General features: G+C 59.1%; 21 protein-coding genes. 8 read left to right on the forward strand and 13 right to left on the reverse strand.

Annotated elements, in window-relative coordinates; genetic code table 11:
* Positions 1 to 31: 31 nt before the first annotated feature.
* Positions 32 to 1,852 carry a 2-oxoglutarate dehydrogenase, E2 component, dihydrolipoamide succinyltransferase gene (sucB, locus tag HMPREF3160_RS03570; RefSeq protein WP_070507094.1) on the forward strand — a complete coding sequence of 607 codons (1,821 nt, stop codon included), beginning with the start codon at positions 32 to 34 and terminating at the stop codon, positions 1,850 to 1,852.
* Between the two features lie 131 nt (positions 1,853 to 1,983).
* Positions 1,984 to 2,334, forward strand: a complete 351-nt coding sequence (locus tag HMPREF3160_RS03575; protein ID WP_035754502.1) for a hypothetical protein — start codon at positions 1,984 to 1,986, stop codon at positions 2,332 to 2,334.
* 4 nt (positions 2,335 to 2,338) lie between these two features.
* On the opposite strand, the gene HMPREF3160_RS03580 is transcribed toward HMPREF3160_RS03575, so the two are convergent.
* The gene (locus HMPREF3160_RS03580) at positions 2,339 to 3,949 is read right to left on the reverse strand and encodes a protein kinase domain-containing protein (RefSeq protein ID WP_052048222.1); all 1,611 of its coding nucleotides are present in this window, start codon (positions 3,947 to 3,949) and stop codon (positions 2,339 to 2,341) included.
* Between the two features lie 186 nt (positions 3,950 to 4,135).
* Between HMPREF3160_RS03580 and lipB the strand changes: the two genes are divergently transcribed.
* From lipB to HMPREF3160_RS03600, 4 genes are all read left to right on the forward strand, one after another.
* Positions 4,136 to 4,843 carry a lipoyl(octanoyl) transferase LipB gene (gene lipB / locus HMPREF3160_RS03585; RefSeq protein WP_256173888.1) on the forward strand — a complete coding sequence of 236 codons (708 nt, stop codon included), beginning with the start codon at positions 4,136 to 4,138 and terminating at the stop codon, positions 4,841 to 4,843.
* Positions 4,840 to 5,838 carry a lipoyl synthase gene (gene lipA, locus HMPREF3160_RS03590; protein ID WP_035754501.1) on the forward strand — a complete coding sequence of 333 codons (999 nt, stop codon included), beginning with the start codon at positions 4,840 to 4,842 and terminating at the stop codon, positions 5,836 to 5,838. The genes lipB and lipA overlap by 4 nt, the downstream gene beginning before the upstream one ends.
* A gap of 70 nt (positions 5,839 to 5,908) precedes the next feature.
* Positions 5,909 to 6,664 carry a hypothetical protein gene (locus tag HMPREF3160_RS03595; protein WP_141739808.1) on the forward strand — a complete coding sequence of 252 codons (756 nt, stop codon included), beginning with the start codon at positions 5,909 to 5,911 and terminating at the stop codon, positions 6,662 to 6,664.
* A gap of 57 nt (positions 6,665 to 6,721) precedes the next feature.
* Positions 6,722 to 7,507 (forward strand): DUF4191 domain-containing protein, encoded by a 786-nt coding sequence (locus HMPREF3160_RS03600; protein WP_035754499.1) that lies wholly within the window; start codon positions 6,722 to 6,724, stop codon positions 7,505 to 7,507.
* 97 nt (positions 7,508 to 7,604) lie between these two features.
* Here HMPREF3160_RS03600 and HMPREF3160_RS03605 read toward each other — a convergent pair whose 3' ends face one another.
* On the reverse strand, positions 7,605 to 8,111 hold the full coding sequence (locus HMPREF3160_RS03605) for an RDD family protein (protein WP_070507098.1): 507 nt from the start codon (positions 8,109 to 8,111) through the stop codon (positions 7,605 to 7,607).
* Between the two features lie 200 nt (positions 8,112 to 8,311).
* Between HMPREF3160_RS03605 and glnA (HMPREF3160_RS03610) the strand changes: the two genes are divergently transcribed.
* Positions 8,312 to 9,736 (forward strand): type I glutamate--ammonia ligase, encoded by a 1,425-nt coding sequence (gene glnA / locus HMPREF3160_RS03610; RefSeq protein WP_070507100.1) that lies wholly within the window; start codon positions 8,312 to 8,314, stop codon positions 9,734 to 9,736.
* A 101-nt stretch (positions 9,737 to 9,837) separates the two neighbouring features.
* On the opposite strand, the gene HMPREF3160_RS03615 is transcribed toward glnA (HMPREF3160_RS03610), so the two are convergent.
* The 3 genes from HMPREF3160_RS03615 to HMPREF3160_RS03625 all read right to left on the reverse strand — a co-directional run bounded on the left by HMPREF3160_RS03615 (position 9,838) and on the right by HMPREF3160_RS03625 (position 14,610).
* On the reverse strand, positions 9,838 to 12,975 hold the full coding sequence (locus HMPREF3160_RS03615) for a bifunctional [glutamine synthetase] adenylyltransferase/[glutamine synthetase]-adenylyl-L-tyrosine phosphorylase (protein ID WP_083285387.1): 3,138 nt from the start codon (positions 12,973 to 12,975) through the stop codon (positions 9,838 to 9,840).
* Positions 12,976 to 12,983: 8 nt separating this feature from the next.
* Positions 12,984 to 14,324 carry a type I glutamate--ammonia ligase gene (gene glnA / locus HMPREF3160_RS03620; RefSeq protein ID WP_035754497.1) on the reverse strand — a complete coding sequence of 447 codons (1,341 nt, stop codon included), beginning with the start codon at positions 14,322 to 14,324 and terminating at the stop codon, positions 12,984 to 12,986.
* Between the two features lie 103 nt (positions 14,325 to 14,427).
* Positions 14,428 to 14,610 carry a hypothetical protein gene (locus tag HMPREF3160_RS03625; protein ID WP_035754496.1) on the reverse strand — a complete coding sequence of 61 codons (183 nt, stop codon included), beginning with the start codon at positions 14,608 to 14,610 and terminating at the stop codon, positions 14,428 to 14,430.
* A gap of 135 nt (positions 14,611 to 14,745) precedes the next feature.
* On the opposite strand from HMPREF3160_RS03625, the gene map reads away from it, so the two are divergent.
* The gene (gene map, locus HMPREF3160_RS03630) at positions 14,746 to 15,663 is read left to right on the forward strand and encodes a type I methionyl aminopeptidase (RefSeq protein WP_083285389.1); all 918 of its coding nucleotides are present in this window, start codon (positions 14,746 to 14,748) and stop codon (positions 15,661 to 15,663) included.
* Between the two features lie 80 nt (positions 15,664 to 15,743).
* Here the strand turns inward: map and nrdR are convergent, their stop codons facing one another.
* The 8 genes from nrdR to HMPREF3160_RS03670 form a co-directional block, all read right to left on the reverse strand.
* The gene (gene nrdR, locus HMPREF3160_RS03635) at positions 15,744 to 16,232 is read right to left on the reverse strand and encodes a transcriptional regulator NrdR (RefSeq protein WP_035754495.1); all 489 of its coding nucleotides are present in this window, start codon (positions 16,230 to 16,232) and stop codon (positions 15,744 to 15,746) included.
* A gap of 242 nt (positions 16,233 to 16,474) precedes the next feature.
* Positions 16,475 to 17,821 (reverse strand): histidinol dehydrogenase, encoded by a 1,347-nt coding sequence (hisD, locus tag HMPREF3160_RS03640; protein WP_070507102.1) that lies wholly within the window; start codon positions 17,819 to 17,821, stop codon positions 16,475 to 16,477.
* A gap of 67 nt (positions 17,822 to 17,888) precedes the next feature.
* A complete protein-coding gene (gene dnaE, locus HMPREF3160_RS03645; RefSeq protein WP_141739809.1) occupies positions 17,889 to 21,452 on the reverse strand; it encodes a DNA polymerase III subunit alpha in 3,564 nt (1,187 codons plus the stop codon).
* A gap of 130 nt (positions 21,453 to 21,582) precedes the next feature.
* Entirely contained in the window at positions 21,583 to 22,500 is a 918-nt protein-coding gene (locus tag HMPREF3160_RS03650; protein WP_370977418.1) for an RluA family pseudouridine synthase, read from the reverse strand.
* The gene (lspA, locus tag HMPREF3160_RS03655) at positions 22,497 to 23,093 is read right to left on the reverse strand and encodes a signal peptidase II (RefSeq protein WP_070507103.1); all 597 of its coding nucleotides are present in this window, start codon (positions 23,091 to 23,093) and stop codon (positions 22,497 to 22,499) included. The genes HMPREF3160_RS03650 and lspA overlap by 4 nt, the downstream gene beginning before the upstream one ends.
* Positions 23,094 to 23,289: 196 nt before the next feature.
* Positions 23,290 to 23,928: a DivIVA domain-containing protein gene (locus HMPREF3160_RS03660; RefSeq protein WP_035754490.1), complete on the reverse strand. Its 639-nt coding sequence runs from the start codon at positions 23,926 to 23,928 to the stop codon at positions 23,290 to 23,292.
* Positions 23,929 to 24,095: 167 nt separating this feature from the next.
* Positions 24,096 to 24,389, reverse strand: a complete 294-nt coding sequence (locus tag HMPREF3160_RS03665; RefSeq protein ID WP_052048220.1) for a YggT family protein — start codon at positions 24,387 to 24,389, stop codon at positions 24,096 to 24,098.
* 148 nt (positions 24,390 to 24,537) lie between these two features.
* Positions 24,538 to 25,098 carry a cell division protein SepF gene (locus tag HMPREF3160_RS03670; protein ID WP_035754487.1) on the reverse strand — a complete coding sequence of 187 codons (561 nt, stop codon included), beginning with the start codon at positions 25,096 to 25,098 and terminating at the stop codon, positions 24,538 to 24,540.
* Positions 25,099 to 25,128: the final 30 nt, after the last annotated feature.

Raw genomic sequence — 25,128 nt, forward strand, 5'->3', positions numbered from 1 at the left:
TTCGCGGGGCATAGAACAGGAGTGAGTTCCGATGTCTGAGACCGTGAACCTGCCCGAACTGGGCGAATCAGTTACCGAAGGAACCGTGACCCGCTGGCTGAAATCCGTCGGCGATTCCATCGAAGTAGACGAACCGTTGGTGGAGGTCTCCACCGATAAGGTCGACACCGAAATCCCATCGCCAGTAGCTGGCGTTATCCAGGAGATCCTCGTTGATGAAGACGAAGACATCGAGGTAGGCGCCCCGCTGGTCGTGATCGGCGATGGCGAAGGTAGCTCCGATAGCGACTCCGACGATTCCGGTGAAGACTCCGCCGAGGAGGCCGAAGAATCCACGGCAGAGGAAGAGTCCGCTGAAGAAGACTCCGCTGCTGAAGACAACGAGGATTCCGGGGCTGAGGATTCTGGTTCCAAGGATTCTGGTTCCAAGGATTCCGGGGCTGAGGATTCTGGCGAGAAGACCGAGATCAAGCTCCCTGAGCTTGGCGAATCCGTGACCGAAGGCACCGTGACCCGTTGGCTCAAGGAAGTCGGCGACTCCGTCGACGTTGACGAGCCACTCATCGAGGTCTCCACCGACAAGGTCGATACCGAGGTCCCTTCCCCTGTGGCAGGCACCTTGCTTGAGATCAAGGTCGAAGAAGACGAGGACGTCGAGGTTGGCCAGGTCCTGGCGGTCGTCGGTTCCGGCTCCGCTTCCTCCTCCGATGATTCGAAGGAAGAAGCTTCCGAGGAACCAGCTGAGGAAGAATCCTCGGCAGACGAGGCTACTGAAGAAGCAGCTGAAGAGTCCAAGCCAGAGGCCAAAGACGAACCTCAGGAAGAGGCTCAGCCTGAGCCTGCTTCGAAGGAAGAAACGTCATCGGCACCAGCTAATAAGTCCGCTGCCGGCTACGTGACCCCGATCGTCCGCAAGCTCGCCAACGACAACGGCGTTGACTTGAACTCAATCGAAGGTACCGGCGTTGGCGGCCGCATCCGCAAGCAGGATGTTGAAGCAGCGATTGAGAAGCAGAAGTCCGCCTCCGCTTCGCAGCCAGCAGCTTCGGCGGCTGCATCCGCTGGCTCGGCATCTTCCGGCTCTGCAGCGAAAGCACCTTCGAATGTTCCTTCGCCTGAGGCGCTCAAGGTTCGTGGCACCACCGTCAAGGCGCCACGTATCCGTCAGGTCATCGCTTCCCGCATGCGTGAGTCGCTGGACATCTCGACCCAGCTGACCCAGGTCCAGGAAGTCGACATGACCCGTATCGTGCAGTTGCGCAAGCAGGCTAAGGCTTCCTTCCAGCAGACCCACGGCGTCAACCTGACCTACCTGCCGTTCATCACGAAGGCCGTCACGCACGCTCTGACCCAGATCCCTGCGTTCAACGCCTCCTACGACGAGGAGAAGCAGGAGATCACCTACCACGACGCCGAGCACATCGGCATGGCTGTGGACACCGAACGTGGCCTGTTGGTTCCGGTCATCGCAGACGCCGGCGACTTGTCGCTGGCCGGCGTGGCTAAGAAGATCGCCGAATCCGCTGAGAAGGCACGCACCAACAAGCTCAGCCCGTCTGACCTGGCTGGTTCGACCTTCTCGATCACCAACATCGGTTCGGTCGGTGCGCTGTTCGATACCCCGATCATCAACCAGCCAAACGTCGGAATCCTGGGTACCGGTGTTATCGAGAAGCGTCCACGCGTTGTCACCGACGAATACGGCAATGACGCGATCGCTATTCGCCACATGATGTACTTGTCGTTGACCTACGATCACCGACTCGTTGACGGCGCTGACGCGGGTCGCTTCCTGCAGACCGTCAAGGCGCAGCTTGAGAACGCAGAGTTCGCGTCAGAGCTCGGCCTCTAAGACTGCTAGCCGTCCGCGTATTGACATGATCCCGGGGCCGCAACCGTCAGGTAGCGGCCCCGGAGCCATGTACCGCGGATCCCACATTCCTAGATTTCTACCTAAGCTCCCGCTTGGACAAGGACCTTTTCATGCACGTACTGCAAGATATTCTCCTGGCGCTGCACATGGTTGGCCTGGCCGCGATTGTTGGTAGCTGGCTCACTCATTTCAAGCCAGCAACCGTGACCGTGTGGCAGGTTTACGGCGCGATCATCCAGGTAGTCACCGGCCTTGGCATGTTCGGCACCACAATGGCCATCGGCGGCCAGATCAACCACATGTGGTTCGGCATCAAGTTCCTGTTGGGTCTAATCATCCTGGTGTGCGCACTCATCGGCTACGGCAAGGCAAAGAAGGGCCAGGAAGTCCCAACTGGGCTCGCCCACGGTGTGGGTGGCCTCGGCTTCCTCACCATCTTCTTCGCTATCTTGGGCCGCTAAACCGCTATCCTTTAGGCTTGGCCGCAGCTGCGATGGTTTCTATCTTCCAGCTGCGGCCAACGCGTTTAAAGCCCACATCAAGAACATCCGTACGGCCTGCTTCGCGAGAAACAACGCGGCCAGTCTCCGTTTCTATCGAGTGAGCCTTCAGCTTCACTTCAACAACCGCTGAAGCAAGCTTGCCTTTCTTCTGCTTGGTATCGATGCTCACGCGTTCCAGCTTCATCTCGACACCTGCAAACCGCTGCTTCTCTGCTTGCATCTTCTCAAGCATCTGCCGATCACTCTTCAAACCGGCGGCCTTGACGGTATAGACCTTGTCTAAAGCCGCTACGTCACGCTGCTTGAGCGCAGCCATCCGTGCTTTAAGCTGTTTTTCGACATCGGCCCGTGTGAGTCGTTCATCCTCTGATGCACGCTGACTCGATCCGGCTTGTTTGCCTGGCGCGTCCTCGGTGCTGGATGCGCTCGCTACAGGCTTCGCTACGGTAGTCTGCGTAGCTTGCGCGGCATCCTGCGAACGCGGGCCAGCGAAAACCATGAGTCCGGCAACTGTGAGCATTCCGAGTGCTGCGACCCCGATGATCGCCGTGGTTGGCGTGATCTTCGCTCCACGTAAACGCGAACCAAGCCTGGCGCCAGCTGCGCGTTTGCCAGGCCTGTGTTGAGTCAGCATCAAGGCCCGCCCCTCGGCACGTACAGCCTCGTCAATGTTCAACGGCTCTGGTTCTTGAACAGCCAAAACCTCCGGGGCAAGTTCCTCTGCGGCTGGGCGTTCGCGCGGATCAACTGATAAGCAATCATCGATCAGTTGCGCGAAGCGTTCGTCGATGCCCTTGACCGTGAGAGGCAACGGAACACGGTGTTCGGCTGCAGCTGGTGGCTCCCCTGTCACAACGAACCAGGCGAGAGCTCCCCAACCCCACACGTCGCGGGCTTGATCCGCTACTTCCTCTGCTGGTGCGAACCCTTCAGTGAAACTTTTGGCAGGCGCCGCCCCGAGGGAACGTGCATTACCCGGATCGATCAAAACCGGGGCTCCGTCGGCCCGGAACATCACGTTCTGCGGGCTCACATCTCCGTGCACCGCGCCGTGCGCGTGAAGGTGTGTCAAGGCTTGGGCGATCGGCACGAGCAACGTCACCGCCTCCCCTACCGGAAGCGAGCCTCGCGCCTCGATCAGATCAGCCGCTGACCCTCCAGGGACAGCTTCCATCACGAGCCGCCGCGTGTCTTCAGCAGCCGTCCCAGCTGGCGCCTCCTCACGATAAACATCTTCGGCGTCGGAAAGAATCTTGACCAGGTGCGGGTGATCCCACGCCGCCGGAGGGCTCGGCATATCGTGCTGGGCGGTTGCTCTGCCCCTCCGTACGGCAGCCGGCAGGCCGTCATAGTTTTCAAAATGCACATCCGCTTCCCCACCTGAGCGAAGGTACTGGCGGATGTCACGGCTCAAATCCGGCGAGGTATCAGAACCTGTAATGACTCGCATGAACGGGTCATCCCGGCTCAGTGGAGCATCCTCATGCTCTGAGTCTTCAAAATCAGTGGCTTCAGGCTCACAGCCTTCGGGATCGCTACCGTGAGCGTCTGGGTCTTGGGGCTCGTATGCCATGGTGCCCTCACTCTCCGCGTCATAAAACTCAATCCGTGGACGTTCTGGATTCAGTGTGCAGCATTTCCCGCCTTCCCTGCTCGGTTGTCCACAGGTAGGGCGTCTAGACACAGATTTTCCGTTATTCACAGGCCACGTAGTCCCCGGCGTTATCCCCTAACTCCGGTGTGCGCGGTCGTGGGGATTATGCTGGAGAGCATGAGCATCAACGTGTTGGAACCCGGTTATGGCAAAGACGCCGTGGAGTATATGAAGGCGTGGAGTCTGCAGCAGCGGATCCATGACGAGGTAGTTTCCGGGAATGTTCAGCCGACCGTGATCATGCTGGAGCATCCGCCAACGTACACAGCGGGCCGCCGCACACAAGATTCCGATCGCCCCACTGACGGAACCCCGGTAGTCGATGTTGACCGCGGCGGTCTCATTACGTGGCATGGCCCCGGCCAGCTGGTGGCCTACCCGATCGTTCCTCTACGGGATCGTGCCGCGATCAAATCCTTCGTGTGGGCGTTGGAAGAAGCGATCATCAAGACTGTCGCTGATTTCGGGATCACCGCCCAGCGCGTCGAGCAACGCGCGGGCGTCTGGGTGCTGAAAGAGGGCGTACAGGATGAGAAGATCGCCGCGATCGGCCTCCACATCGATAACGGTGTTTCGATGCATGGGCTCTCCCTCAACGTCAACAACAGCCTCGCCCCCTACGATGTGATTGTTCCGTGCGGTATCCAGGATTCCGGAGTCACCACGATGGCGTTGCAGGCAGGCAGGAACATCGAAGTGGCCGATGTGGTTGAGTCCTTAAGCGGGCACCTCTTGGAGGAGCTTGCCCCCGTGGTTACCACACCCGAGAACGAATCTGAGCAGCAAAACATCAAGGAGAACACTCAAGCATGAGCACCCCAGCACCAGAAGGCCGCCGTCTTTTGCGCGTCGAAGCACGCAACGCGGCTGTCCCTGTGGACCGGAAGCCTGAGTGGATCCGCGCCGAGCTCAACATCGGCCCTGAATACGTGAGCCTCAAGAAAGACGTCCATGCTAAAGGCCTGCACACCGTGTGCGAGGAAGCCGGTTGCCCTAATATTTTTGAATGCTGGGAAGACCGCGAAGCATCGTTTTTGATCGGCGGCTCGCAGTGTACCCGGCGTTGTGATTTCTGCCAGATTGACACCGGCAAACCACAGCCGCTCGACCCAACCGAACCGCTCAAAGTCGCTGAGTCGATCCGTGAGATGCAGCTACGCTACGCGACCGTAACCGGTGTGGCACGTGACGACCTCGACGATGGCGGGGCATGGCTGTATGCGGAAACCGTACGTAAGGTTCATGAGCTGAACCCGAACACCGGCATCGAACTGCTTATCCCCGACTTCAACGGCGAGCCGGCCGCCCTCGATCAGATCGTGGAATCCGGCCCTGAGGTGTATGCGCACAATGTAGAAACCGTGCCGCGTATCTTCAAACGCATCCGCCCCGCATTCCGCTACGAGCGTTCCATGGACGTGATCCGTTACGGCAAGGACCGCGGGCTCATCACCAAATCCAACTTGATCCTCGGTATGGGTGAAACCCGCGAAGAGATCTCTGAGGCCCTCCGTGATCTGCACGAGGCCGGCACCGACATCATCACGTTGACCCAGTACCTGCGCCCAACACAGCTGCACCTACCGGTAGACCGGTGGGTCACCCCTGCTGAGTTCGTTGAGCTCAGCGAAGAAGCAGAAGAGATCGGTTTCGGTGCCGTCATGGCTGGGCCGTTGGTCCGTTCCTCCTACCGTTCTGGGCGTTTGTGGGCTCGCGCCATGAAGAACACCGGCAGGGAGATCCCGTCCCACCTCAGCCACATCGACGACACCGGTTCGGCACGTCAAGAAGCCGCTTCGCTCGTCTAACTCAGCAACCGCCGAAGCTGAACGCGAAGGTCTAAGGCAACGGAATCCAGAGCGACGGGGTCTGCCATCAATGTTTGAAACGCCCACCAGCCAACCCATACCGCGGATAGCTACCGCTACCGTGGTGGGTTTGCTTGCCTTGGCAGCCCTGGGTGCGTGCGGATCCCAGGAAAACCCGGCACCGGCTGAACCGACACCGACCACGTCTGCGAGTACATCGGCAAGCCCTACACCGAGCGAAGAACCCTCCGAGGAGCTCGATGCGTGGCCGAAAGACCTCACCCCCGTGAGCGCGCATACACTCAAGGACCCGGTTCTTGAACACGCGTTCACTATCAAACAGGTTCTCGTGAACCCACAAGGGCTACCTGATCCGCCGAAAGGCACGGGATGGCTCCTGGCGCAGGTTGAGGTGACACCAGGCGAGACCACGATGAACGAACCGAGCTGTTCGTGGATCCAGGTCTCGCGCGCATCGAGCTACGTACCGGGGGTATCGCATCAGGTCATTGCGGCCTATGCTGAAGATCTCAACAAGGTCGATGCATACGAAGATTTCGATATCACCCCGTTGTCCGCGCCTGAATCTGGGGCTCCAGTCACGGGTTGGTGCTTGTATCAGGTCAAGGACCTCAACTCGAAAAAAGCTGCATCCGATAAATCTAAGAAATCTGACAAGCCTTCCACCGTGGATGGCACGCAGTTGTGGATGCATGTGCGCCGCCCTGCCATGAAGGACCCGGGGAACCAGAGCTACCCTGAATACGTCGAATCTTCCCGGATCCGTTTCCAGACACATGAATCGACAGCCGGCGCTAAAGAATAGAGCACAGTCCCGCGTTAGCTCAAGCATTACCGGCGTGACCGTCTAGAATGGTGCATTATGGCCAGACTTGATCAGAACGCTCGCGAGCAGATCGCGAAGCTGCGTGAACAACAAAAAGCGGAGAAGCAGGCGCTTAAAGACGCCAAGAAGCGTGCCCGCGCTGAAAAGAAAGAATCGGGACGCGGCGGTCAGATCCGTGAAATCTTCCGGATGACCCGCGAAGCGAAGCCAGCCCTCCCGTGGATCATGCTGGCTATCGTGTTGGGTTCCGGTGCGATCGGTTTCGGTATCGGCTGGTTGCTGAAGAACTGGATCACGTTCCTGATCCTCGGCCTCGTGATTGGCCTCATGCTCGCGATGTTGTACATGTCGCGCAGCGGTGAGAAGGTCGCGTTCCAGAAGATCGAAGGCCGCCCCGGTGCCGCCGGTGCGGCGATGTCTGTTCTGCGCCGAGGATGGGTTTTGAAGGAAGAACCGGTCGCGGTCTCTCCTCGTACCCAGGACCTCGTGTTCATGGCTATTGGCCGCCCTGGTGTTGTCCTGGTCACGGAAGGCCCTAACGGCCGGGTCCGTTCCCTCGTTGAGGGTGTTCGCCGCGACGTTGAGCGCGCGGTCCGCGGCGTTCCTGTAACGATCATCAACTCAGGCTCCGGTAAGAACCAGACTCCGTTGCCTGAGGTTTCCAAGACGATGAAGAGCCTGCCTAAATCGATCTCCCGTCAGGAAGTCCGTGCTGTTGATCAGCGGCTCTCAACCTTGCGTTTGTCCAAGCCACCTATCCCTAAAGGTATGGACCCTAACCGTCCACCACGCATGTCCCGCCGTGCATTGCGCGGCAATTAACGGCTAGCTCGGAAGCCAACCAGTTGGTCTCCTAGCGTGGAGTCCTGCCCTCTAATAAGCCGATGGCGGTGGAGTTTTCCTCTCCACCGCCATCGGCTTATTTGCGGACGATGCGGCCGCGCTCCCCGCCGCGAACCACAGTGAGCACGAGGCCGCGGACGCGGTCGTGAACACCTCGCTGGTCCGCGTCCATCACCACGGCAGGGATGACCAGAAGCAGCAAGACAGTGCGGATCAGGGCGTCCAGCGGCGAGATTGGGGTACCCTCGAGGCGCTGGACCTGCATGCCTAGAATCCAGTGGCCTATGGTGCGCCCAAAGATCGTGAGCATGACCAACGTCATGACCACGAACACCACAAGGTTCAGCCACGGCAGCTGGTCGCGGCTGATGAGCCAAGACACGCCCATCGCAAGCCCCCAGTCGATCAACAAAGCCAGGATGCGTGGGCCCATGCGCCCCACCGCGCCAGGGCCAGATTCTGGGCGGCCAAGCCCCGCACCGGGATATTCGCTGTTATGGGTTTGTGGGGGTCCACTAATCCACGAACCGATATCGGCTCGCGTGACGCGGGTCTCGCGTTCATTCTCGGGTTTCTTGGCCATAGGCCTCATTCTACGTGGCGAGCCCACCGCCCACTGTGCCTAACCGCCCTGGCTTCTGCATGGGTGAAAACCTGTTCATCTCACAAAACCAAGCCCCCGCCCCGGCAAAACCACCAAGGCGAACGAGTTATTGACTAAACTGGGATGTGAGGACCGCTCATTCTCAACGGACCACACACCATGCCTAGGAGGCTACAGACGTGTTCACGTCAACCGAAGAAGTACTGACCTTCATCGAACAAGAGGAGGTGCAGTTCGTCGATATTCGGTTTACAGACCTGCCTGGCATGCAGCACCACTTCAACGTGCCGGCCTCGACGGTTGACGAAGACTTCTTCGTCAACGGCCAGCTGTTCGATGCGTCCTCGATCCGCGGTTTCGAAGGGATCGCGAATTCGGACATGCAGCTGATCCCGGACATCAAGACCGCGTTCGTTGACCCGTTCCGTGCGGCAAAGACCCTCGTCATGACCTTCTCGGTGGTCAATCCACGCACGGGCGAGCCGTACGGCCGTGATCCACGCGGCGTCGCGGAACGGGCTGAAGCCTACCTCGCATCGACCGGTATCGCTGACACTGCTTTCTTCGCATCCGAAGCCGAATTCTTCATCTTCGATGACGTCACCTACTCGACTGAACCGCACAACACCGGGTTCAGCGTCGACTCCGTAGAAGCTGCTTGGAACACCTCCGCTTTGGAAGAAGGCGGAAACCTTGGCCACAAGATGCGCACCAAGGGCGGCTACTTCCCGGTCTCCCCTAACGATAAGCAAGCTGACCTGCGGGATGACATCTCGCTCAAGCTCACCGATGTGGGTCTCAAGGTTGAGCGTGCACACCACGAAGTCGGTGCGGCAGGCCAGGCAGAGATCAACTACGAGTTCAACACGCTCGTGCATGCGGCAGATGACCTCATGAAGTTCAAATACGTGGTCAAAAACGTCGCTGAAGAGTGGGGTAAGACCGCAACGTTCATGCCGAAGCCGCTGCAGAACGACAACGGTTCCGGTATGCACTGCCACCAGTCCCTCTGGAGTGACGGCAAGCCGCTGTTCTACGATGAGCTCGGCTACGCGAACCTCTCCGACACGGCCCGCTGGTACATCGGCGGTCTGCTGCACCACGCATCGGCGGTCATGGCGTTCACGAACCCGACCGTGAACTCCTACCGACGCCTCGTCAAAGGCTTCGAAGCGCCAGTGAACATGGTGTACTCGCAAGGCAACCGCTCCGCCGGTATCCGCATCCCGATCACCGGATCCAACCCGAAGGTCAAGCGCCTCGAGTTCCGTGCACCGGATGCCTCCTCCAACCCATACCTCGCTTTCGCGGCCCAGCTCATGGCGGGCTTGGACGGTATCCGTAACCGCATCGAACCGGCAGACCCGATCGATAAGGACCTCTACGAGCTCCCACCAGAGGAAGCCGCAGACATCCAGAAGGCACCAGAGACCCTCTCCGAGGCGCTCGAAGCGTTGCGTGAAGACCACGAATTCTTGCTCGCAGGCGACGTCTTCACCGAAGACCTCATCGAAACCTGGATCGAGGATAAATACGAAAACGACGTACGCCCGATGATGGCTGCCATCACGGCACTGGAATACGAGCTCTACTACTCGCTCTAAACCAGGCATGTTGAGGGGCTAGGAACCATGTGGTTCCTAGCCCCTCAACAGTTAACCGCTGTGCTCGGCGCTGCTCGCCGCGGCGCTGTTTACCATGGCTTTCACCGTGGCTGTTCGCCGTAGAACAGCTCCTCGAAGACTTGCCGGGCCCGCCGCGCAACACGTAGCCACGCTTCTTCCAGTTCAGGCCCGGCGTCTTTGCCCCAGCCGATCCACGTCGCTACTGCAGAGATCTCCGAGCGGCTCGAGGGGAAAGAGTCCGAGGCCCGGCCCGTGCATGCCATGTTGGCAGCACGCACGTCAGTCGCTAACTTCCAGGCGGTCTCGAGGCTCTCGGCGTCCTCTTGGCTGATGAGCCCGGCGTGATGGCCTGCACGCAACGCCTCCAACGTGTTCGTGGTCTGTAAGCCCGGGTAGCGTTTAGCGAAACGTAGCTGCATCGACTGAACCAGCCACTCGACATCGCTCAAACCGCCTGGCCCCAACTTCACGTGCCGGCGTGGATTCACTCCGCGCGGCAACCGCTCTCCCTCAACACGTGCTTTGACTCGCCGGATCTCCTGGAGTTCCTTTTCTGAGAGGCCGTGCTGATACCGCACCGGGTCGATCAGTTCAACGAACTTAGCTCCAACTTCCTCATCGCCTGCGAACGGGCGGGCACGCAACAAAGCCTGCCGTTCCCAGGTTTCTGCCCACTTCTCGTAATAGTCGGCATAGGAGTCCAGCGAGCGCACGAGCGGACCGTTTTTACCTTCAGGGCGTAGATCGACGTCGATCTTCAGCCGGTGCTCTGCCAGGATCGGTGGCGTCAACGAACCCGAAAGCAGATGCCCCAAAGCTGAAGCCATACGGTTGGCCTGTTGTTTAGCCGCCTCAGGGTCACCCCCCTCGACAGGCTCGTACACGTACATCGCATCCAGGTCAGAGCCGTAACCGATCTCCGCGCCACCTTGCCGGCCCATCGCAATCACTGCGAACTGAGCGAGCTCGCCATGCTCGGCTACCTCTTGCCGCCGAGCAACATGCCAAGCCCCCATCACGGCGGCCTGATCCACGTTTGACAGCGCCCTGCCTAATTCTTCTACATCGATCAGCCCAGAACCATGAGCCAAAGCAACACGCAACAACTCCCGCCGCCGCGCAGTCCTCACCAACTGCATACCGCCATCGGCGGCGTCCTCATGCCTATCCAGCTTGGCTGAAACCTGCTTCCACAACCGCTCCCAGCTACGCGGTTGCAAATCAGAGTCGTTGCCGAGCCACGCGGTCGCCTCCGGCGATACCTCCAGCAGATCCACAACCATCCGCGACGTCGACAAGATGCGGCACAACCGCTCCGCACCCGCCGGGGAGTCACGCAGCATAGACATGAACCACGGGGTTGAACCCAACGCGTCAGAAAGCCGCCGGAAACCAAGCAGGCCAGCATCCGGGCTCACGCCATCGGCAAACCATTCCAGCATGACCGGCAGCAAGTGCCGTTGCAGGGCTGCGGTACGCGAGATCCCGCCGGTCAGCGCTTCGATGTGGCGCATCGCTTGCTTCGGATCCGCATAGCCCAAAACCTTCAGACGCGCTTGAGCGGCCCCCGGGGTGAGCCGCACTTCATCATCCTGTAGGCCGGCGGCTGCGGCCAGCAATGGCCTGAAGAAAATCTTCTGATGCAGGCCACGGACACGGGCTTTGATCTTCCGCCACGCCGTCAGCATGTTCTCGGCAGTCACAACCTGCCGCTCATCAGGCGAGGCGACACCGCGGGCTAGCGCTCTCTGCTCGGCCTCCGATTTCGGCATCGCGTGTGTACGCCGCAACCGAACCAGCTGAATCCGGTGCTCCAAGCTACGCAAATACCTGTAGTCCGCGCTGAACTGGCGGGCATCATCGCGCGAGATATAGGCAGCGCTTGCTAACGCATCGAGCGCCTCCAACGTGCCACGCACCCGTAACCCCTCGTCCACGCGGCCATGCACAAGCTGCAGCAGCTGCACCGTGAACTCGACGTCACGCAGCCCGCCCGGTCCGAGCTTGATCTGCCTCTCAACCTCGGCTTGCGGAATGTTATCTGTGACTCGCTGGCGCATCTTCTGCACTGCTTCAACAAAGCCGTCGCGGCGAGAGGCTTCCCACACCATCGGCCAGATCGCCTCGATGTACTCGTCTCCGAGCGCGGTATCGCCTGCAATCGGCCTGGCTTTCAGCAGCGCCTGGAACTCCCAGTGCTCCGCCCAGCGCTTGTAGTAGTTCAGGTGCGAGGCCAGCGTGCGTGACATCGCGCCGTCTTGACCCTCAGGCCGAAGGTTGGCATCCAGCTCCCATAACGCAGGTTCCTTGCCGGTGGAACCCACGATGTGTCCCATCGCCTTCGTGAGGTTAGCCGCGATGTCCTCGGCGCGTTCAACGGCCTGCGTCTCAGCGCCTTCCTCTACCGAATGCACATAGATGACATCAACGTCAGAGACGTAGTTCAATTCTCTCGCGCCGCATTTACCCATCCCGATCACGGCCAACCGCACCTGGGTCACATCGGTGTCCGGATACGTGTCAGCCACGTGCCGGTAGGCGATCGCAAGCGCCCCGTCAACGGCCGCGGCCGCGAGGTCTGCAAGTTCAGCCGCAACCATCCGCACCGACTCTGCGGCGTCATCGGCGCACACGTCTTTCATCGCGGTGTCCAGAAGCTCCGCTCGATACGCCACGCGCAGTGCTGCGACGGTGGCGTCGTCGGCTACAGCGGCGATCGGAACATCGGATTGCGGGTCAGCGCCGACGGCGGTGAGCATCTTGGCGCGCAACCCACTGGGATCCGATGGCTCGTATTCACTTGGCCGGGCAATACTGAACGCTTCGGCTTGGTCGGGGTGGCGCAGCACGAAGTCGATGAGTGCCTCTGAGGCGCCAGCGAGCATGAACAGAGGCTGATTCCGTTGCGGATCTTCCACTGTCTCTGCCAGCGAGGGCACCCGCTCAAGTAACCGGATCACGTTCAGCAAGGCCATGTCCGGGTCAGCGGTAGCCCGTAGCGCTTCAAGCACCCTCACGTGATCGATATTCGTGAGCTCTTTAGACCTCAACAGTGCCCGCGCACGCTTCGAATCGTTGAATCCGGCGGCGCGAACCGCGCGGTCAATGGTAGAAGAGTCAATGCCGGGAGAGTCAACGGTCGACGAGCCAATCGCGGGAGAGGCAACGCTGGATGCCTCGACGGTGGATGGATGTTTATCCTCTTGTGGATGGGTCATGGATTCTTCTACAGCATCCCCAAGTAACGGCGCAGTTCAAACGGGGAAATGTCTTGGCGGTATTCGTCCCATTCGGCTCGTTTATTGCGCAGCAGCGCATCGAAAACCCACTCGCCCAGGATGTCAGCAACCAGCTCGGAATTCTCCATCACGTGGATCGCTTCATGCAGCGTGGAGGGCAACGGATCCAAGCCAAGCACGCGGCGTTCTCGGCTTGTGAGCGAGAAAATGTCTTCCTCGGTTGGGTCGCCGAGGTCGTATCGATCGCGGATACCTTTGAGTCCAGCACCCAGGATGCATGCGTAGGCCAGATACGGGTTCGCGGCCGAATCGATGCCGCGGTACTCGACGCGGGCGGATTGGCCCTTGTCTGGCTTATACAGCGGGACGCGCACGAGGGCGGAGCGGTTGTTGTGGCCCCACGAGATGTGGCTTGGCGCTTCTCCCCCGCCCCACAAGCGTTTATAGGAGTTCACAAACTGGTTGGTGACCGCAGTGAATTCCGGCGCGTGAGTTAATACGCCGGCGATGAACTGGCGTGCCGTGGTGGAGAGTTGATATTCCCGGCCACCTTCAAAGAATGCGTTACGTTCACCCTCAAACAACGAAAAATGGGTGTGCATACCGGAACCGGGGTGTTGTGAGAACGGTTTAGGCATGAACGTCGCATAGATACCTTGCAGTAGCGCGACTTCTTTAATGATGGTGCGGAAGGTCATGAGGTTATCCGCGGTGGTCAGCACATCGGTGTAGCGCAGGTCGATCTCGTTTTGTCCCGGCCCCGATTCGTGGTGGGAGAACTCAACGGAAATACCGACTTCTTCGAGCGTGGTCACGGCCTTGCGGCGGAAGTCTTGTGCGATGCCGCCGGCAACGTGGTCGAAGTAGCTCGCCGAATCGACCGGTTGAGGGTGCCCGTTGGCGTCCATCTCATCGCTGCGCAGCAGGTAGAACTCGACTTCCGGATGCGTATAGCACGTGAACCCCATGTCTGCGGCCTCTTCAACCTGTCGCTTCAAGACGTGGCGCGGATCCGCCAACGATGGCTCGCCATCGGGGGTCAAGATGTCACAGAACATGCGGGAGGTCGGCTCGATGTTGCCTCTCCACGGCAACAATTGAAACGTTGTAGCGTCCGGTTGCAGGAGCATATCGGACTCAAAAATCCGGGAAAGCCCTTCGATCGAAGAACCGTCGAAACCCAGCCCTTCACGAAACGCGCCTTCGACCTCCGCTGGGGCGAGCGCTACAGATTTAAGCGAGCCCACAACGTCGGTAAACCACAACCTGACGAATCGGACATCGCGCTCCTCAATGGTTCTGAGGACGAAGTCTTGCTGACGGTTCACTCAATGCTCCTTCATTGCATGCCTGCTGCCGTGGCTGGCTTTCTAGGGTCTTCCCGAGCTTCGCGGACCTAGCGGGCTATTTCGCGGGTCTGGCTCCCCATTACTAGTCTTCGTCTTCTTCGTCCCATTCGCGAGTGCGTTCTGCCGCGATCTCGTAGGCGCGTGATGCTTCTTCCGCGCTACGGTAGGGGCCCATCCGCTGGGACCCGATGGACTGCGGGCCTTTCTCCACCTCACCGGTTGAGGTGTTGAACCAGTATTCGCCTTCCGGTGCGTTCTGTGTCATGATCTTCCCCTTCTCTTATGAGCCGCGCGGCCCCTTCCGGGACCACTTCACCGCAACATGGTTGATGCCGCGGCCTTGACCTTCCCTCTTCACATTACGCGGTTCTGCCCCACAGGTGGGTCCTAAACTGGTGACATGACTGATTCTTCTGCTGCACCGTCTTCGTCCGCTTCCTCCTCGCGCGCAACCGCGCCCATCGGGAATCTGACGAAAGGCCGGGTTTCTGCGCTCCGAAAGGTCCCAGGGAACATTCAGCGCCCTCCCTACGTGGGTAAGCCGGGGCCTGAAACCTGGGACGGCGGAGATGTTTATTCCCCGGAGGAAGTCGAACGGATTCGCGCGGCGGGCCGTATTGCCGCTGATGCCCTGCAACTGATCGGTGAGACGGTCAAGCCTGGCATGACCACGGATGAGGTCGATGCGATCGGTCACGAGTTCCTCATCAAGAACGGCGCGTACCCTTCAACGCTTGAATATCAGGGCTTCCCTAAGTCCACGTGCACCTCGCTCAACGAGGTTATTTGTCACGGCATCCCTGATGACACGGTCATCCAGGACGGTGACATCATCAACGTGGACATCACCGCATATAAAGACGGCATGCACGGCGACACCAACGCGACATTCCTTGTGGGAGATGTGGATCAGGAATCCCGCGACCTCGTTGAGCGCACACGCGAGGCCATGATGCGCGGTATTCGCGCGGTCAAGCCGGGGCGCCAGATCAATGTGATCGGCCGGACCATCGAGGTCTATGCCAAGCGGTTCGGGTTAGCTGTGATCCGGGACTTCACCGGCCACGGTGTAGGTGGCGCGTTCCACTCCGGACTGATTGTTCCGCATTACGATGCCGCACCCGCTTATGACACGGAGATGGTGCCTGGCATGGTTATCACGATCGAGCCGATGCTGGCGCTCGGTACGCACCGCTGGCAACAATGGGATGACGGCTGGACCGTGGTGACAGCCGACCGTAAACGCACAGCCCAGTTTGAACACACGCTGGTTGTTACCGAAGACGGCGCCGATATCCTCACGCTACCGACGCCGTAGTTCGGCCGTGTTTTAGGGAGCCGTGTTTTAAGAGAGCCGGCGGCGGTTCGGGCTTCCCCTCCCGAACCACCGCCGGAGATTTATGTGGCGGAGAGCGTACGTTGATGTGGAGGCAACGTTGTCTCTGGGTTTTCCCGCAACGCTTTGATCGCGTCTTCAAAATCTTCGAGGGTTTCAAAGCCTTGATACACGGATGCAAACCGCAGGTAGGCGACCTGATCGAGCCGGCGTAGCGGGCGAAGGATCGCAAGACCTACATGGTGCGCATCGACTTCCGCCCGGCCTTCCGCACGTATTGTCTCTTCGACTTCTTGGGCGAGCATCGCCAGGTCGTCTTCCGATACTGGCCGGCCTTGGCAGGCTTTCGAAACACCAGAGACGATCTTGGCGCGGCTGAAAGGTTCAGCAACCCCTGAGCGTTTCACAACCGAAAGGCTCGCGGTCTCTACCGTGGTGAAGCGGCGCCCACACGAACTGCATTGGCGGCGACGACGAATCGAATAGCCGTCTTCGGTTGCGCGGGAGTCAACAACACGCGATTCAGCATGCCTGCAGAACGGACAAAACACGCGGCTGACCTCCCTTCACAACAGTGCTCAGGCTGTCACCTCAACGGTCTGCACAGTCCAGACACTCGTTTCACACACGCAACGTGCATCACAATCATAACCGGCATTACGTGAATCACCAACATGTAATTACTACATCTAGTAATCCGCTACAAACACACCCACGGGACTTAGGGTTCTCATAGCGAAGCTGTTGGGGGTCACTGAGCTCCACCGCGGGCCCAGCGCTTCTCTATCGCTACTCAGAGCTCGCGGGCCGTGACAGCTTCGCCGTGTGCCGGTAGATCTTCTGCGGAAGAGAGCGCCAGAACATGCTCGGCCACTTCAGCAAGTCCTGCACGGTCATAGCGAATCTCTTGAATGGCCTTGAGGAAGGTCGTGACGTTCAGCCCGGACGCGTGACGAGCCGTCCCCATGGTTGGTAGAACGTGGTTGGAACCGGCCGCGTAATCCCCGAGGCTCACCGGCGAATAGGTTCCCAAGAACACCGCACCAGCCTGAGTGATGAGTGCGGCGTCTGCTTCTGGGTCTTCTGTAAGCAGTTCAAGGTGCTCGGCGGCATAGTGATTCGCGGCAGCGATCGCCGCATCGTGGTCATCCACAAGCACGATGCCGGACTGTGGGCCGGAGAGCGCCGTCAACACACGCTCGGCGTGCTTTGTTTTTTGCGCTCGTTCTCGCGTCTCGGTGCGGAATACATCCACCAGCTGCGGATCCCACGTGATGATGACGCTGGCCGCGTTCGGATCATGCTCAGCCTGGGAGATCGCATCAGCTGCAACGATCTTCGGATCGGCGGAGGCGTCCGCGACGATCGCGATCTCGGTCGGGCCGGCCTCAGAATCGATACCGACCTCGCCTTTGACCATCGCTTTCGCAGTCGCGACGAAAACATTGCCCGGCCCGGTGATCAAATCGACCGGCTCGAGCGGGGCATCCAGACCGGCGTCGGCCCCAGCTTCTAGGCCATAAGCCAACACACCGATCGCTTGCGCGCCACCCACCGCATACACTTCCTGGATCCCTAGAAGCTGCGCGGCAGCAAGAATCGTGGGGTGCGGCAACCCCGTTCCGTCTTTAGCCGGCGGGCTCACGAGCGCGATCGAACCAACACCTGCCTCTTGCGCAGGCACCACATTCATGACAACCGAGGACGGATAGACCGCCAAACCACCTGGAACATAGAGCCCGACGCGCCGCACGGGCTCCCACCGCATCGTGACACTCGCGCCAGGGCCAAAGTTGGTTGTGGTCGGGCCCGGCTTGTGATCAGCGGCGAACGTGCGGGCGCGCTCGATCGCGACCTCGAGACCGCGGCGGACTTTCTCATCGAGTCCAGCCAACGCGTTTGCCATCGCCTCAGCTGGAACGCGAAGGGAAGGCACGGCGACCCCATCGAACTGTTCGGTCAGTGCCGTGACAGCTGTAGCGCCGCCTTCGCGCACCATCTTGAGGATGTTTTCGACAACGCTCTGATGCTCCATGCTCGTGCTGGCCTCCAAACGGGGCAGGCCAGCGCGGATGCCGGCATCATCGGCTCCACGCAGATCGATCAGTGGGAGGACATCAGTTTCTTCTACGTTGCTCACCCTCCCAGTCTAGGAGCCGAAGCATGCGGTGCGCCCATGTGTCACACCGTGTGACACTGCCGCTGAGCTAGATGAGACAGTCCGGCCCTAGGAGCACCTTGAGGTCGCCGAACAGTGCTGCGTTCGGGGTGACCTTGTATTGGGAACCCAACCGCATCGTTTCAATCGTGGCGCTACCGATGAGTTTGACCCGCACTTCGGATTTACCGGGGTGGGTTCGCAGGACGTCACCGAGTTGGCGGATCACCGGCTCGGTGGCCTGGTGTGTAGGGATCTGAACCAGCAAAGGGCCTGAGCCGCCGTCAGCGGTGATGTCCGGGATCTTGAGCTCTTGCGCAGAGATCGAGATCGCCCCGTCATCGCGGCGCTGGAAGCGGCCCTTGACGGTCACGATGAGGTCCTCTGCCAACAAGGTCGCGATCGGCTGGTACGCCTGCCCAAAGAACATGACCTCGATCGAACCCGAGAGGTCTTCAATCTCACATTTGGCGTACGGGTTGCCCGAGTTCTTCGCAACACGCCGCTCAAGGTTGGTGATCATCCCGGCGATCGTGATGGTGTGCCCGTCTTGCGGGCCACGGTCGGAGACCACGGTTGCGATCGGCATGTCAGCGAGCCTGCCGAGCGCATCCCCCAGCCCCTGCAGCGGGTGGTCGGATACGTAGAGGCCCAACATTTCACGCTCGAGGCTGAGCTTTTCCTTCTTATCCCATTCAGGAATGTCAGGGATTTCAACATCGAGCGCGTTCGCCAGGCTCTCATCCCCGGACATGCTGAATAAGTCGAATTGATGTGCGGCCTCGTGGCGTTTGAGCGCCATCGCTTGATCCACAGCATCTTCGTGGATAGCGGTCAATGCACGGCGATGGTGGCCGAGGTCGTCAAAAGCGCCTGCTTTGATGAGGGATTCGATGGTGCGCTTGTTGAGCGCTTGCGGGCCGACTTTGTTGAGGAAATCGGAGAAGGACTCGAAACGTCCCTTTTCTTCGCGGGCCTCCACGATGGCTTCCACAACGTGGCTACCGACGTTACGGACCGCACCGAGCCCGAAGCGGATGTCACTTCCGACTGGGGCGAAGTTATTTTGGGATTCATTGACGTCAGGCTGCAGAACCTTGATGCCCATCCGGTGGCATTCGTTGAGGTAGAGCGCCATCTTGTCTTTATCTGTACCGACCGAGGTCAACAGCGCGGCCATGTATTCGGCCGGATAGTTGGCTTTGAAGTAGGCGGTCCAATAGGACACGAGTCCGTAGGCGGCGGAGTGCGCTTTGTTGAACGCATAGTCAGAGAACGGGAGCAGGATGTTCCACAGCGAGGTGATCGCCTCCTCGGAGAAGCCACGTTCGACCATGCCGTCATGGAATCCCTGATACTGGCGATCCAACTCTTCTTTCTTCTTTTTACCCATCGCACGCCGCAAGAGGTCTGCCTGGCCCAGCGAATAGCCTGCGACTTTCTGCGCGATCGCCATAACCTGTTCCTGGTAGACGATCAAACCGTAGGTGGTATCCAGGATTTCTGCGAGCGGTTCAGCCAGTTCCGGGTGGATCGGGGTGATCTCCTGCTGCCCGTTTTTACGCAACGCATAATTCGTGTGGGAGTTAGCGCCCATCGGGCCTGGACGGTACAGCGCGATGACCGCGGAAATGTCTTCGAAGTTGTCTGGACGCATGAGGCGCAGCAGAGAGCGCATCGGCCCGCCATCGAGCTGGAAAACACCGAGTGTGTCGCCTCGAGCCAGCAGCTCATAGGCCGCCTTGTTGTGGGTGTCGAGCCGTTCAAGGTCCGGAACCTCTCCCCCGTTGAGGCGGATGTTCTCCATCGCATCAGAGATGATCGTGAGGTTACGCAGACCCAAGAAGTCCATCTTGATCAGGCCGAGGGATTCACAAATCGGGTAGTCCCACTGCGTGATGACCTGTCCGTCTTGGAGGCGACGCATGATCGGCACAACATCGATGATCGGTTCCGAAGACATGATGACCCCGGCCGCGTGCACACCCCACTGGCGTTTGAGGCCTTCCAAGCCTTTCGCGGTTTCGAAAACCTTGCGGGCTTCCGGGTCAGATTCGAGCAGTTCGCGGAATTCGCCGGCCTCGCCGTAGCGCGCGGCATCTGGGTTCTCTACGTCCCACAGCGAAATGTCTTTAGCCATCACCGCTGGCGGCAAAGCCTTAGTCAGGGTCTCGCCCATCGCGAACGGGTGACCCAGCACGCGGGAGGCATCCTTGAGTGCCTGCTTTGTTTTGATCGAACCGTAGGTCACGATCATCGAGACCTTATCGGCACCGTACTTTTCGATCACATACTGGATAGTTTCGCCGCGGCGGCGATCGTCAAAGTCGACGTCGAAGTCCGGCATCGAGACACGTTCCGGGTTGAGGAAACGCTCAAAGATCAAGCCGTGCTCAAGCGGGTCCAGGTCAGTAATACGCAACGCGTAAGCGACCATCGAGCCCGCACCCGAACCACGCCCAGGCCCCACACGGATGTCGTGGTCCTTGGACCAGTTGATGAAGTCCGCGACCACCAGGAAGTAGCCGGGGAAACCCATACGCTCGATAATCCCGAGCTCGTATTCGGCCTGCTTCTGGGATTCTTCCGGAACTCCATCCGGATAACGGTAGTGCAGGCCGCGCTGAACCTCCTTGACCAGCCACGTGTGCTCCGTCTCCCCTTCCGGGACCGGGAACTGTGGCATGTATTTACCGATCGATGGCTCAAAATCGACCTTGCACCGTTCAGCGATCATCAACGTGTTATCGCACGCTTCAGGCAGCTCGCTGAAAAGCTCACGCATTTCACGCGGTGACTTCAAGTAGTAGCTGGAACCGTTGAACGCGAAACGTTTACCGCCCTGATCATACGAGGGCTCCAACAGGGTTGAACCTGACTGGATCGCCAAGAGCGCTTCGTGTGCTTTCGCGTCTTCTTCATGCGTGTAGTGAAGGTCGTTAGTCGCAACCAGCGGCAGGTTGAGGTCTTTAGCTAGACGCATCAGATCGCCACGCACGCGGTGCTCGATTTCGAGCTCGTGGTCCATGAGCTCGAGGAAATAATTCCCCTCACCGAAAATGTCTTTGTACTCCCCGGCCGCACGCAGCGCCTCATCGTATTGACCCAGCCGCAAGCGAGTCTGAATCTCACCCGATGGGCAACCCGTTGTTGCGATAACACCCTTGGAGTATTGGGAGATCAGTTCACGGTCCAGGCGCGGCCAACGCGAGAAAACCTGATCCAGCGACGCCTTCGAGACCGCCTTGTTGAGGTTGTACCAGCCTTCGTTATTCTCCGCCCACAGCGTCATGTGGGTATAAGCGCCACCACCGGAGACGTCATCGCCCTTTTGATCACGCGTACCCCACTGCACACGCGTGCGGTCGCTACGTGCAGTACCTGGAGTCACATACGCTTCAACACCCAAGATGGGGTTGATGCCTTTGTCTTTAGCCTTCCGATAGAAATCGTAGGCACCGAAAAGATAGCCGTGATCGGTGATCGCCATCGAATCCATGCCCAACCGTTGGGCTTCTTCGAAAAGATCAGTAACACGGGCCGCACCATCCAACATCGAATATTCGGTGTGGGTGTGCAGGTGAACAAAACCATCGTCAAGACTTCCAGCCACACCACCATGGTAGCCAGCACTACGGCCCTTACCGGGGACGGCTCGGCATCAACCCACAAGTATCACCGAACAGTGTGGCGCGGCTCCCCTAGCGCTGTTCCTTCTACGCTCTGTTTCTTCTACGCGGCGTTCACTCTTCACGCAGAAGCTCGAGTGCATCCACAAGATCCTGCGGATACGGGGCATCCAGGTACATCTCTTCCCCGGTGACTGGATGTGTGAAACCTAACTCTTTAGCGTGCAGCCACTGGCGCGTCAGGCCCAGTTTTGCCGCCACGGTCGGGTCAGCTCCGTACTGCTGATCCCCCACGAGTGGGTGGCCCATCGCGGAGAAATGCACACGGATCTGGTGGGTGCGCCCAGTCTCAAGTTTGACCCGCATCAGCGAGGCGATCCCGAATGCCTCTTCAAGCTTGTAATGGGTCACGGCGTTGCGGCCATCCGTGACTACAGCGAAACGCCACGTCGCGTTCGGGTGCCGGCCAATCGGTGCATCGATGGTGCCTTCCATCGGATCAGGTAGCCCTTGGACCACGGCGTGATAGATCTTGGTCGGCGTGCGGTCTTTGAACGCTTGCTTGAGCCCGGCATAGGCGGGTTCGGATTTCGCAACAACCATGAGCCCCGATGTGCCCACATCGAGGCGCTGTACGATACCGGCACGCTCTTGCGCTCCTGAAGTTGCGATCGCAATACCCTGGCGTGCCAGCTGTCCCGTGACAGTCGGCCCCGCCCATCCCGGGGAGGGGTGCGCGGCGACCCCGACCGGTTTGTTGATCACCACAAGGTCGGCGTCTTGATACACAATCGGGATGTCCTGCACGGGTTCCTCCACTTCTTCAGCCGCTTCGATCCTCACCGTAATCTCAGAACCGGCGTCCGGGCGCATCGACTTCAAGCCACGCTGCCCATCCACGCTCACCTGTCCGTCTTGGATCATCTGAGCCGCGAGCGTTCGCGAGACGTCTGCGGTTTTAGCGACCACCACATCGAGCCGTTGCCCCGTACCTGCCACCGTGATGATGCGCGCATCAGATTCGTAACTCACGCGTCCTCCTGAGCGATTGTTTCGCGGCGTTCGCTGGGGCTTGCTCCGCTGGAACTTCCTCCGCTAGAGCTGCTTTCGCTCAAGCTCTGTTCTTTCAGTTCCTTCAACGGCACGTTGCACCAGATCAACAACACGATCGCGACCACGCTGCATGTGATCAGGGAGTCTGCGATGTTGAAGATCGCGAAATTGCCAACTGAAATGAAGTCCACCACGTGGCCGTGTCCGAAAGCTGGTGGGCGGAAAAGCCGGTCCGTCAGGTTACCGAGCGTTCCGGCGAGCAACGAAGCAAGAGCGATGGTCCACAAACGCGAGCGTGTCTTGAACAACGTGATCACTACCGCCACGGAAACCACCGCCATGAAGACGGTGAAGACCCATGTGAAGTCCTCACCCATCGAAAACGCCGCACCCGGGTTCCGGATCGAATACCACTTAAACCACGGCTCGATGACCCAACGGATCTCGCCGATTCTCATCTGCGTTTCAACCCAATACTTGGTCAGCTGATCAAAGCCGTAACCGATCACCAGAATGATGCCCGCGATGATCGCGAGACCTCCACGGGATGCGGTGCTCTTCGGCGTTGTCATAGGTACCCTTCTGGTGCCGTCAAAAGAATGAATGGAAAAGCTCGATAGTTATAGAGCTACAGCCACAGGTATAAGGCTACAGATACAGTTCAAGGCGGTGACCCTGATCAGGGTCACCGCCTTGAAGCTGGCTTAGAACTAGATCAGAACAGTGTCCTTAGAACTGTGCCGATGCTGAGAACTGTCGTGCCGATGTTTAGATCTGTGCCGAGATTGGGGTCTGGCCGTCAAGATCAGATAGCTGGTCTGCGATGTAGTTACGCAGACGGCCGCGGTAATCGGCTTCGAAGGCCTTGAGGTCTTCGATCTCGTCTTCGAGCATGCTCTTCTTCTGTGCAAGATCATCGAGCGTGCGGCGCTTGGTTTCTTCGGCGTCGTCGGTGGTCTTCTTAGCTGCTGCTTCAGCGTCAGAGACAAGCGACTGCGCCTGAGCCTGTGCCTCGGAAACGATGCGATCGCGTTCCTGAGCGCCCTGGTTGACGTATTCGTCGTGGAGGCGCTGGGCCATCTGCAGAACGCCTGCGGCCTCGTCTGCGGTGCCACCGCCAGACGTAGATACCGGGAACGTTGCCTCGGTTGCCGCAGAGACTGGCATGACAGGCTCTGGAACATCGTGGTCTGCGGTCTCCGAGGTTGCGGAGACTGGTGCAGGAACAACGTTTCCTTCCTGGCATTCAGCCAGCTGGCGGCGCAGCTCGGCGTTCTCATCATTCAGGCGACGAAGTTCTTCTACAACCTCATCCAGGAAGTCATCGACTTCGTCCTGGTCGTAGCCTTCACGGAACTTCGTTGGCTGGAAGCGTTTGTTGACTACATCATCCGGCGTGAGGGCCATCTGATCTCCTCGATTACTCGGGTACGGTCACCAGCGATACTTTCGCCAGTCACGATGAATAAAGACTTAGAAACGCCTGTGCTGCGGATCAGCTCGACGCTTGCTTGATAACAACTATATAACGATTTTCGCTTTTTTGCGATGTTGACCGCTATTAGCGTCACAGCCTACACAAATCCTACACCCATTTGGAACACAAGTCCCTTCACAATGGACACCACGAAGAACACGAGAATGAACGAAAGGTCCAGCTGGACGCCGCCGAAATTCACCGGAGGCATCGCCTTGCGAACCCACCCGAGCAGGGGTTCTGTGGTGCGGTTGACAGTGCTCGCGAATACAAGAGCGGCGCCCCGCGGGCGCCAGTCACGAACAAAAGAGTCGATGAAACTCACGACAATGCGCGCCATTAGCAGATACATAAACACGCTCAACGCCAGATAAATCACGCCAAAGATCACGCCGATTGCCTCCGATTATCTTTCGATCTCGTCCCTTGCGAGCCGTATCGCCCCACAAGCGCCACTGCGTAGCCACCGAGCGATTCGGCGGCTACTGACAAAATCGGTAGCTACCGAACAAGTCAGTAGCTACCGAGAAAGGTGAAACTTAGCTTTGGTTGAAAAACGCTGACTGGCTATCCCCAGTGAGTTCTTCACCCAAAATTTCAACGCCATGCGGAGTGAGCAAGAAGACCTTATTGGTTACACGCTCAATATTGCCGCGTAGAGCGAACACGAGTCCAGCCGAGAAATCAACAAGACGCTTGGCCTCAGACTCCCCCATGTCAGTGACGTTCATGATCACCGGAATACCATCACGGAAGCTCTCACCGATCGTCTTGGCATCGTTGTAAGAGCGCGGGTGAACAGTCGTAATCTGACGCAACTCAGTGTCCTCCTCCGGCGCGGACGCCGCGCGCTTGATGGGCGTCACCGGAGCGCGGAATTCTTCCGCAGCTTTCGGCGCCGTCTCGGGCTGTGCAACTTCTACCAGTTGCGGTTTAGCCGGTTCTGGCTTCACCTCTACTGGCTTGGATTTTACCTCTTGGCGCACCTGCTCCGAAACGGCGGGCTTAACGGTCTTCGCCGGCTCAGGGCGCTTGAGGTCTTCATCCTCCGCCTCAGCCAGGCCTAGGTAGATCATGGTTTTGCGGAGGGCTCCTGCCATCGGATTCTCCTTAAGTAGATGCGTAGGTGC

The sequence above is a fragment of the Arthrobacter sp. HMSC06H05 genome, from assembly GCF_001807395.1.
Lineage (GTDB): Bacteria > Actinomycetota > Actinomycetes > Actinomycetales > Micrococcaceae > Pseudoglutamicibacter > Pseudoglutamicibacter albus.

What these genes read in the sequence shown, in the direction of transcription:
- lspA (WP_070507103.1), bottom strand. Translation starts at nt 23,093, where the DNA reads ATGACAACGCCGAAGAGCACCGCATCCCGTGGAGGTCTCGCGATCATC.
- HMPREF3160_RS03660 (WP_035754490.1), bottom strand. Translation starts at nt 23,928, where the DNA reads ATGGCCCTCACGCCGGATGATGTAGTCAACAAACGCTTCCAGCCAACG.
- HMPREF3160_RS03625 (WP_035754496.1), bottom strand. Translation starts at nt 14,610, where the DNA reads ATGACACAGAACGCACCGGAAGGCGAATACTGGTTCAACACCTCAACC.
- HMPREF3160_RS03575 (WP_035754502.1), top strand. Translation starts at nt 1,984, where the DNA reads ATGCACGTACTGCAAGATATTCTCCTGGCGCTGCACATGGTTGGCCTG.
- HMPREF3160_RS03595 (WP_141739808.1), top strand. Translation starts at nt 5,909, where the DNA reads ATGTTTGAAACGCCCACCAGCCAACCCATACCGCGGATAGCTACCGCT.
- HMPREF3160_RS03605 (WP_070507098.1), bottom strand. Translation starts at nt 8,111, where the DNA reads ATGGCCAAGAAACCCGAGAATGAACGCGAGACCCGCGTCACGCGAGCC.
- map (WP_083285389.1), top strand. Translation starts at nt 14,746, where the DNA reads ATGACTGATTCTTCTGCTGCACCGTCTTCGTCCGCTTCCTCCTCGCGC.
- lipA (WP_035754501.1), top strand. Translation starts at nt 4,840, where the DNA reads ATGAGCACCCCAGCACCAGAAGGCCGCCGTCTTTTGCGCGTCGAAGCA.
- HMPREF3160_RS03600 (WP_035754499.1), top strand. Translation starts at nt 6,722, where the DNA reads ATGGCCAGACTTGATCAGAACGCTCGCGAGCAGATCGCGAAGCTGCGT.
- HMPREF3160_RS03580 (WP_052048222.1), bottom strand. Translation starts at nt 3,949, where the DNA reads ATGGCATACGAGCCCCAAGACCCAGACGCTCACGGTAGCGATCCCGAA.
- HMPREF3160_RS03670 (WP_035754487.1), bottom strand. Translation starts at nt 25,098, where the DNA reads ATGGCAGGAGCCCTCCGCAAAACCATGATCTACCTAGGCCTGGCTGAG.
- sucB (WP_070507094.1), top strand. Translation starts at nt 32, where the DNA reads ATGTCTGAGACCGTGAACCTGCCCGAACTGGGCGAATCAGTTACCGAA.
- HMPREF3160_RS03615 (WP_083285387.1), bottom strand. Translation starts at nt 12,975, where the DNA reads ATGACCCATCCACAAGAGGATAAACATCCATCCACCGTCGAGGCATCC.
- lipB (WP_256173888.1), top strand. Translation starts at nt 4,136, where the DNA reads ATGCTGGAGAGCATGAGCATCAACGTGTTGGAACCCGGTTATGGCAAA.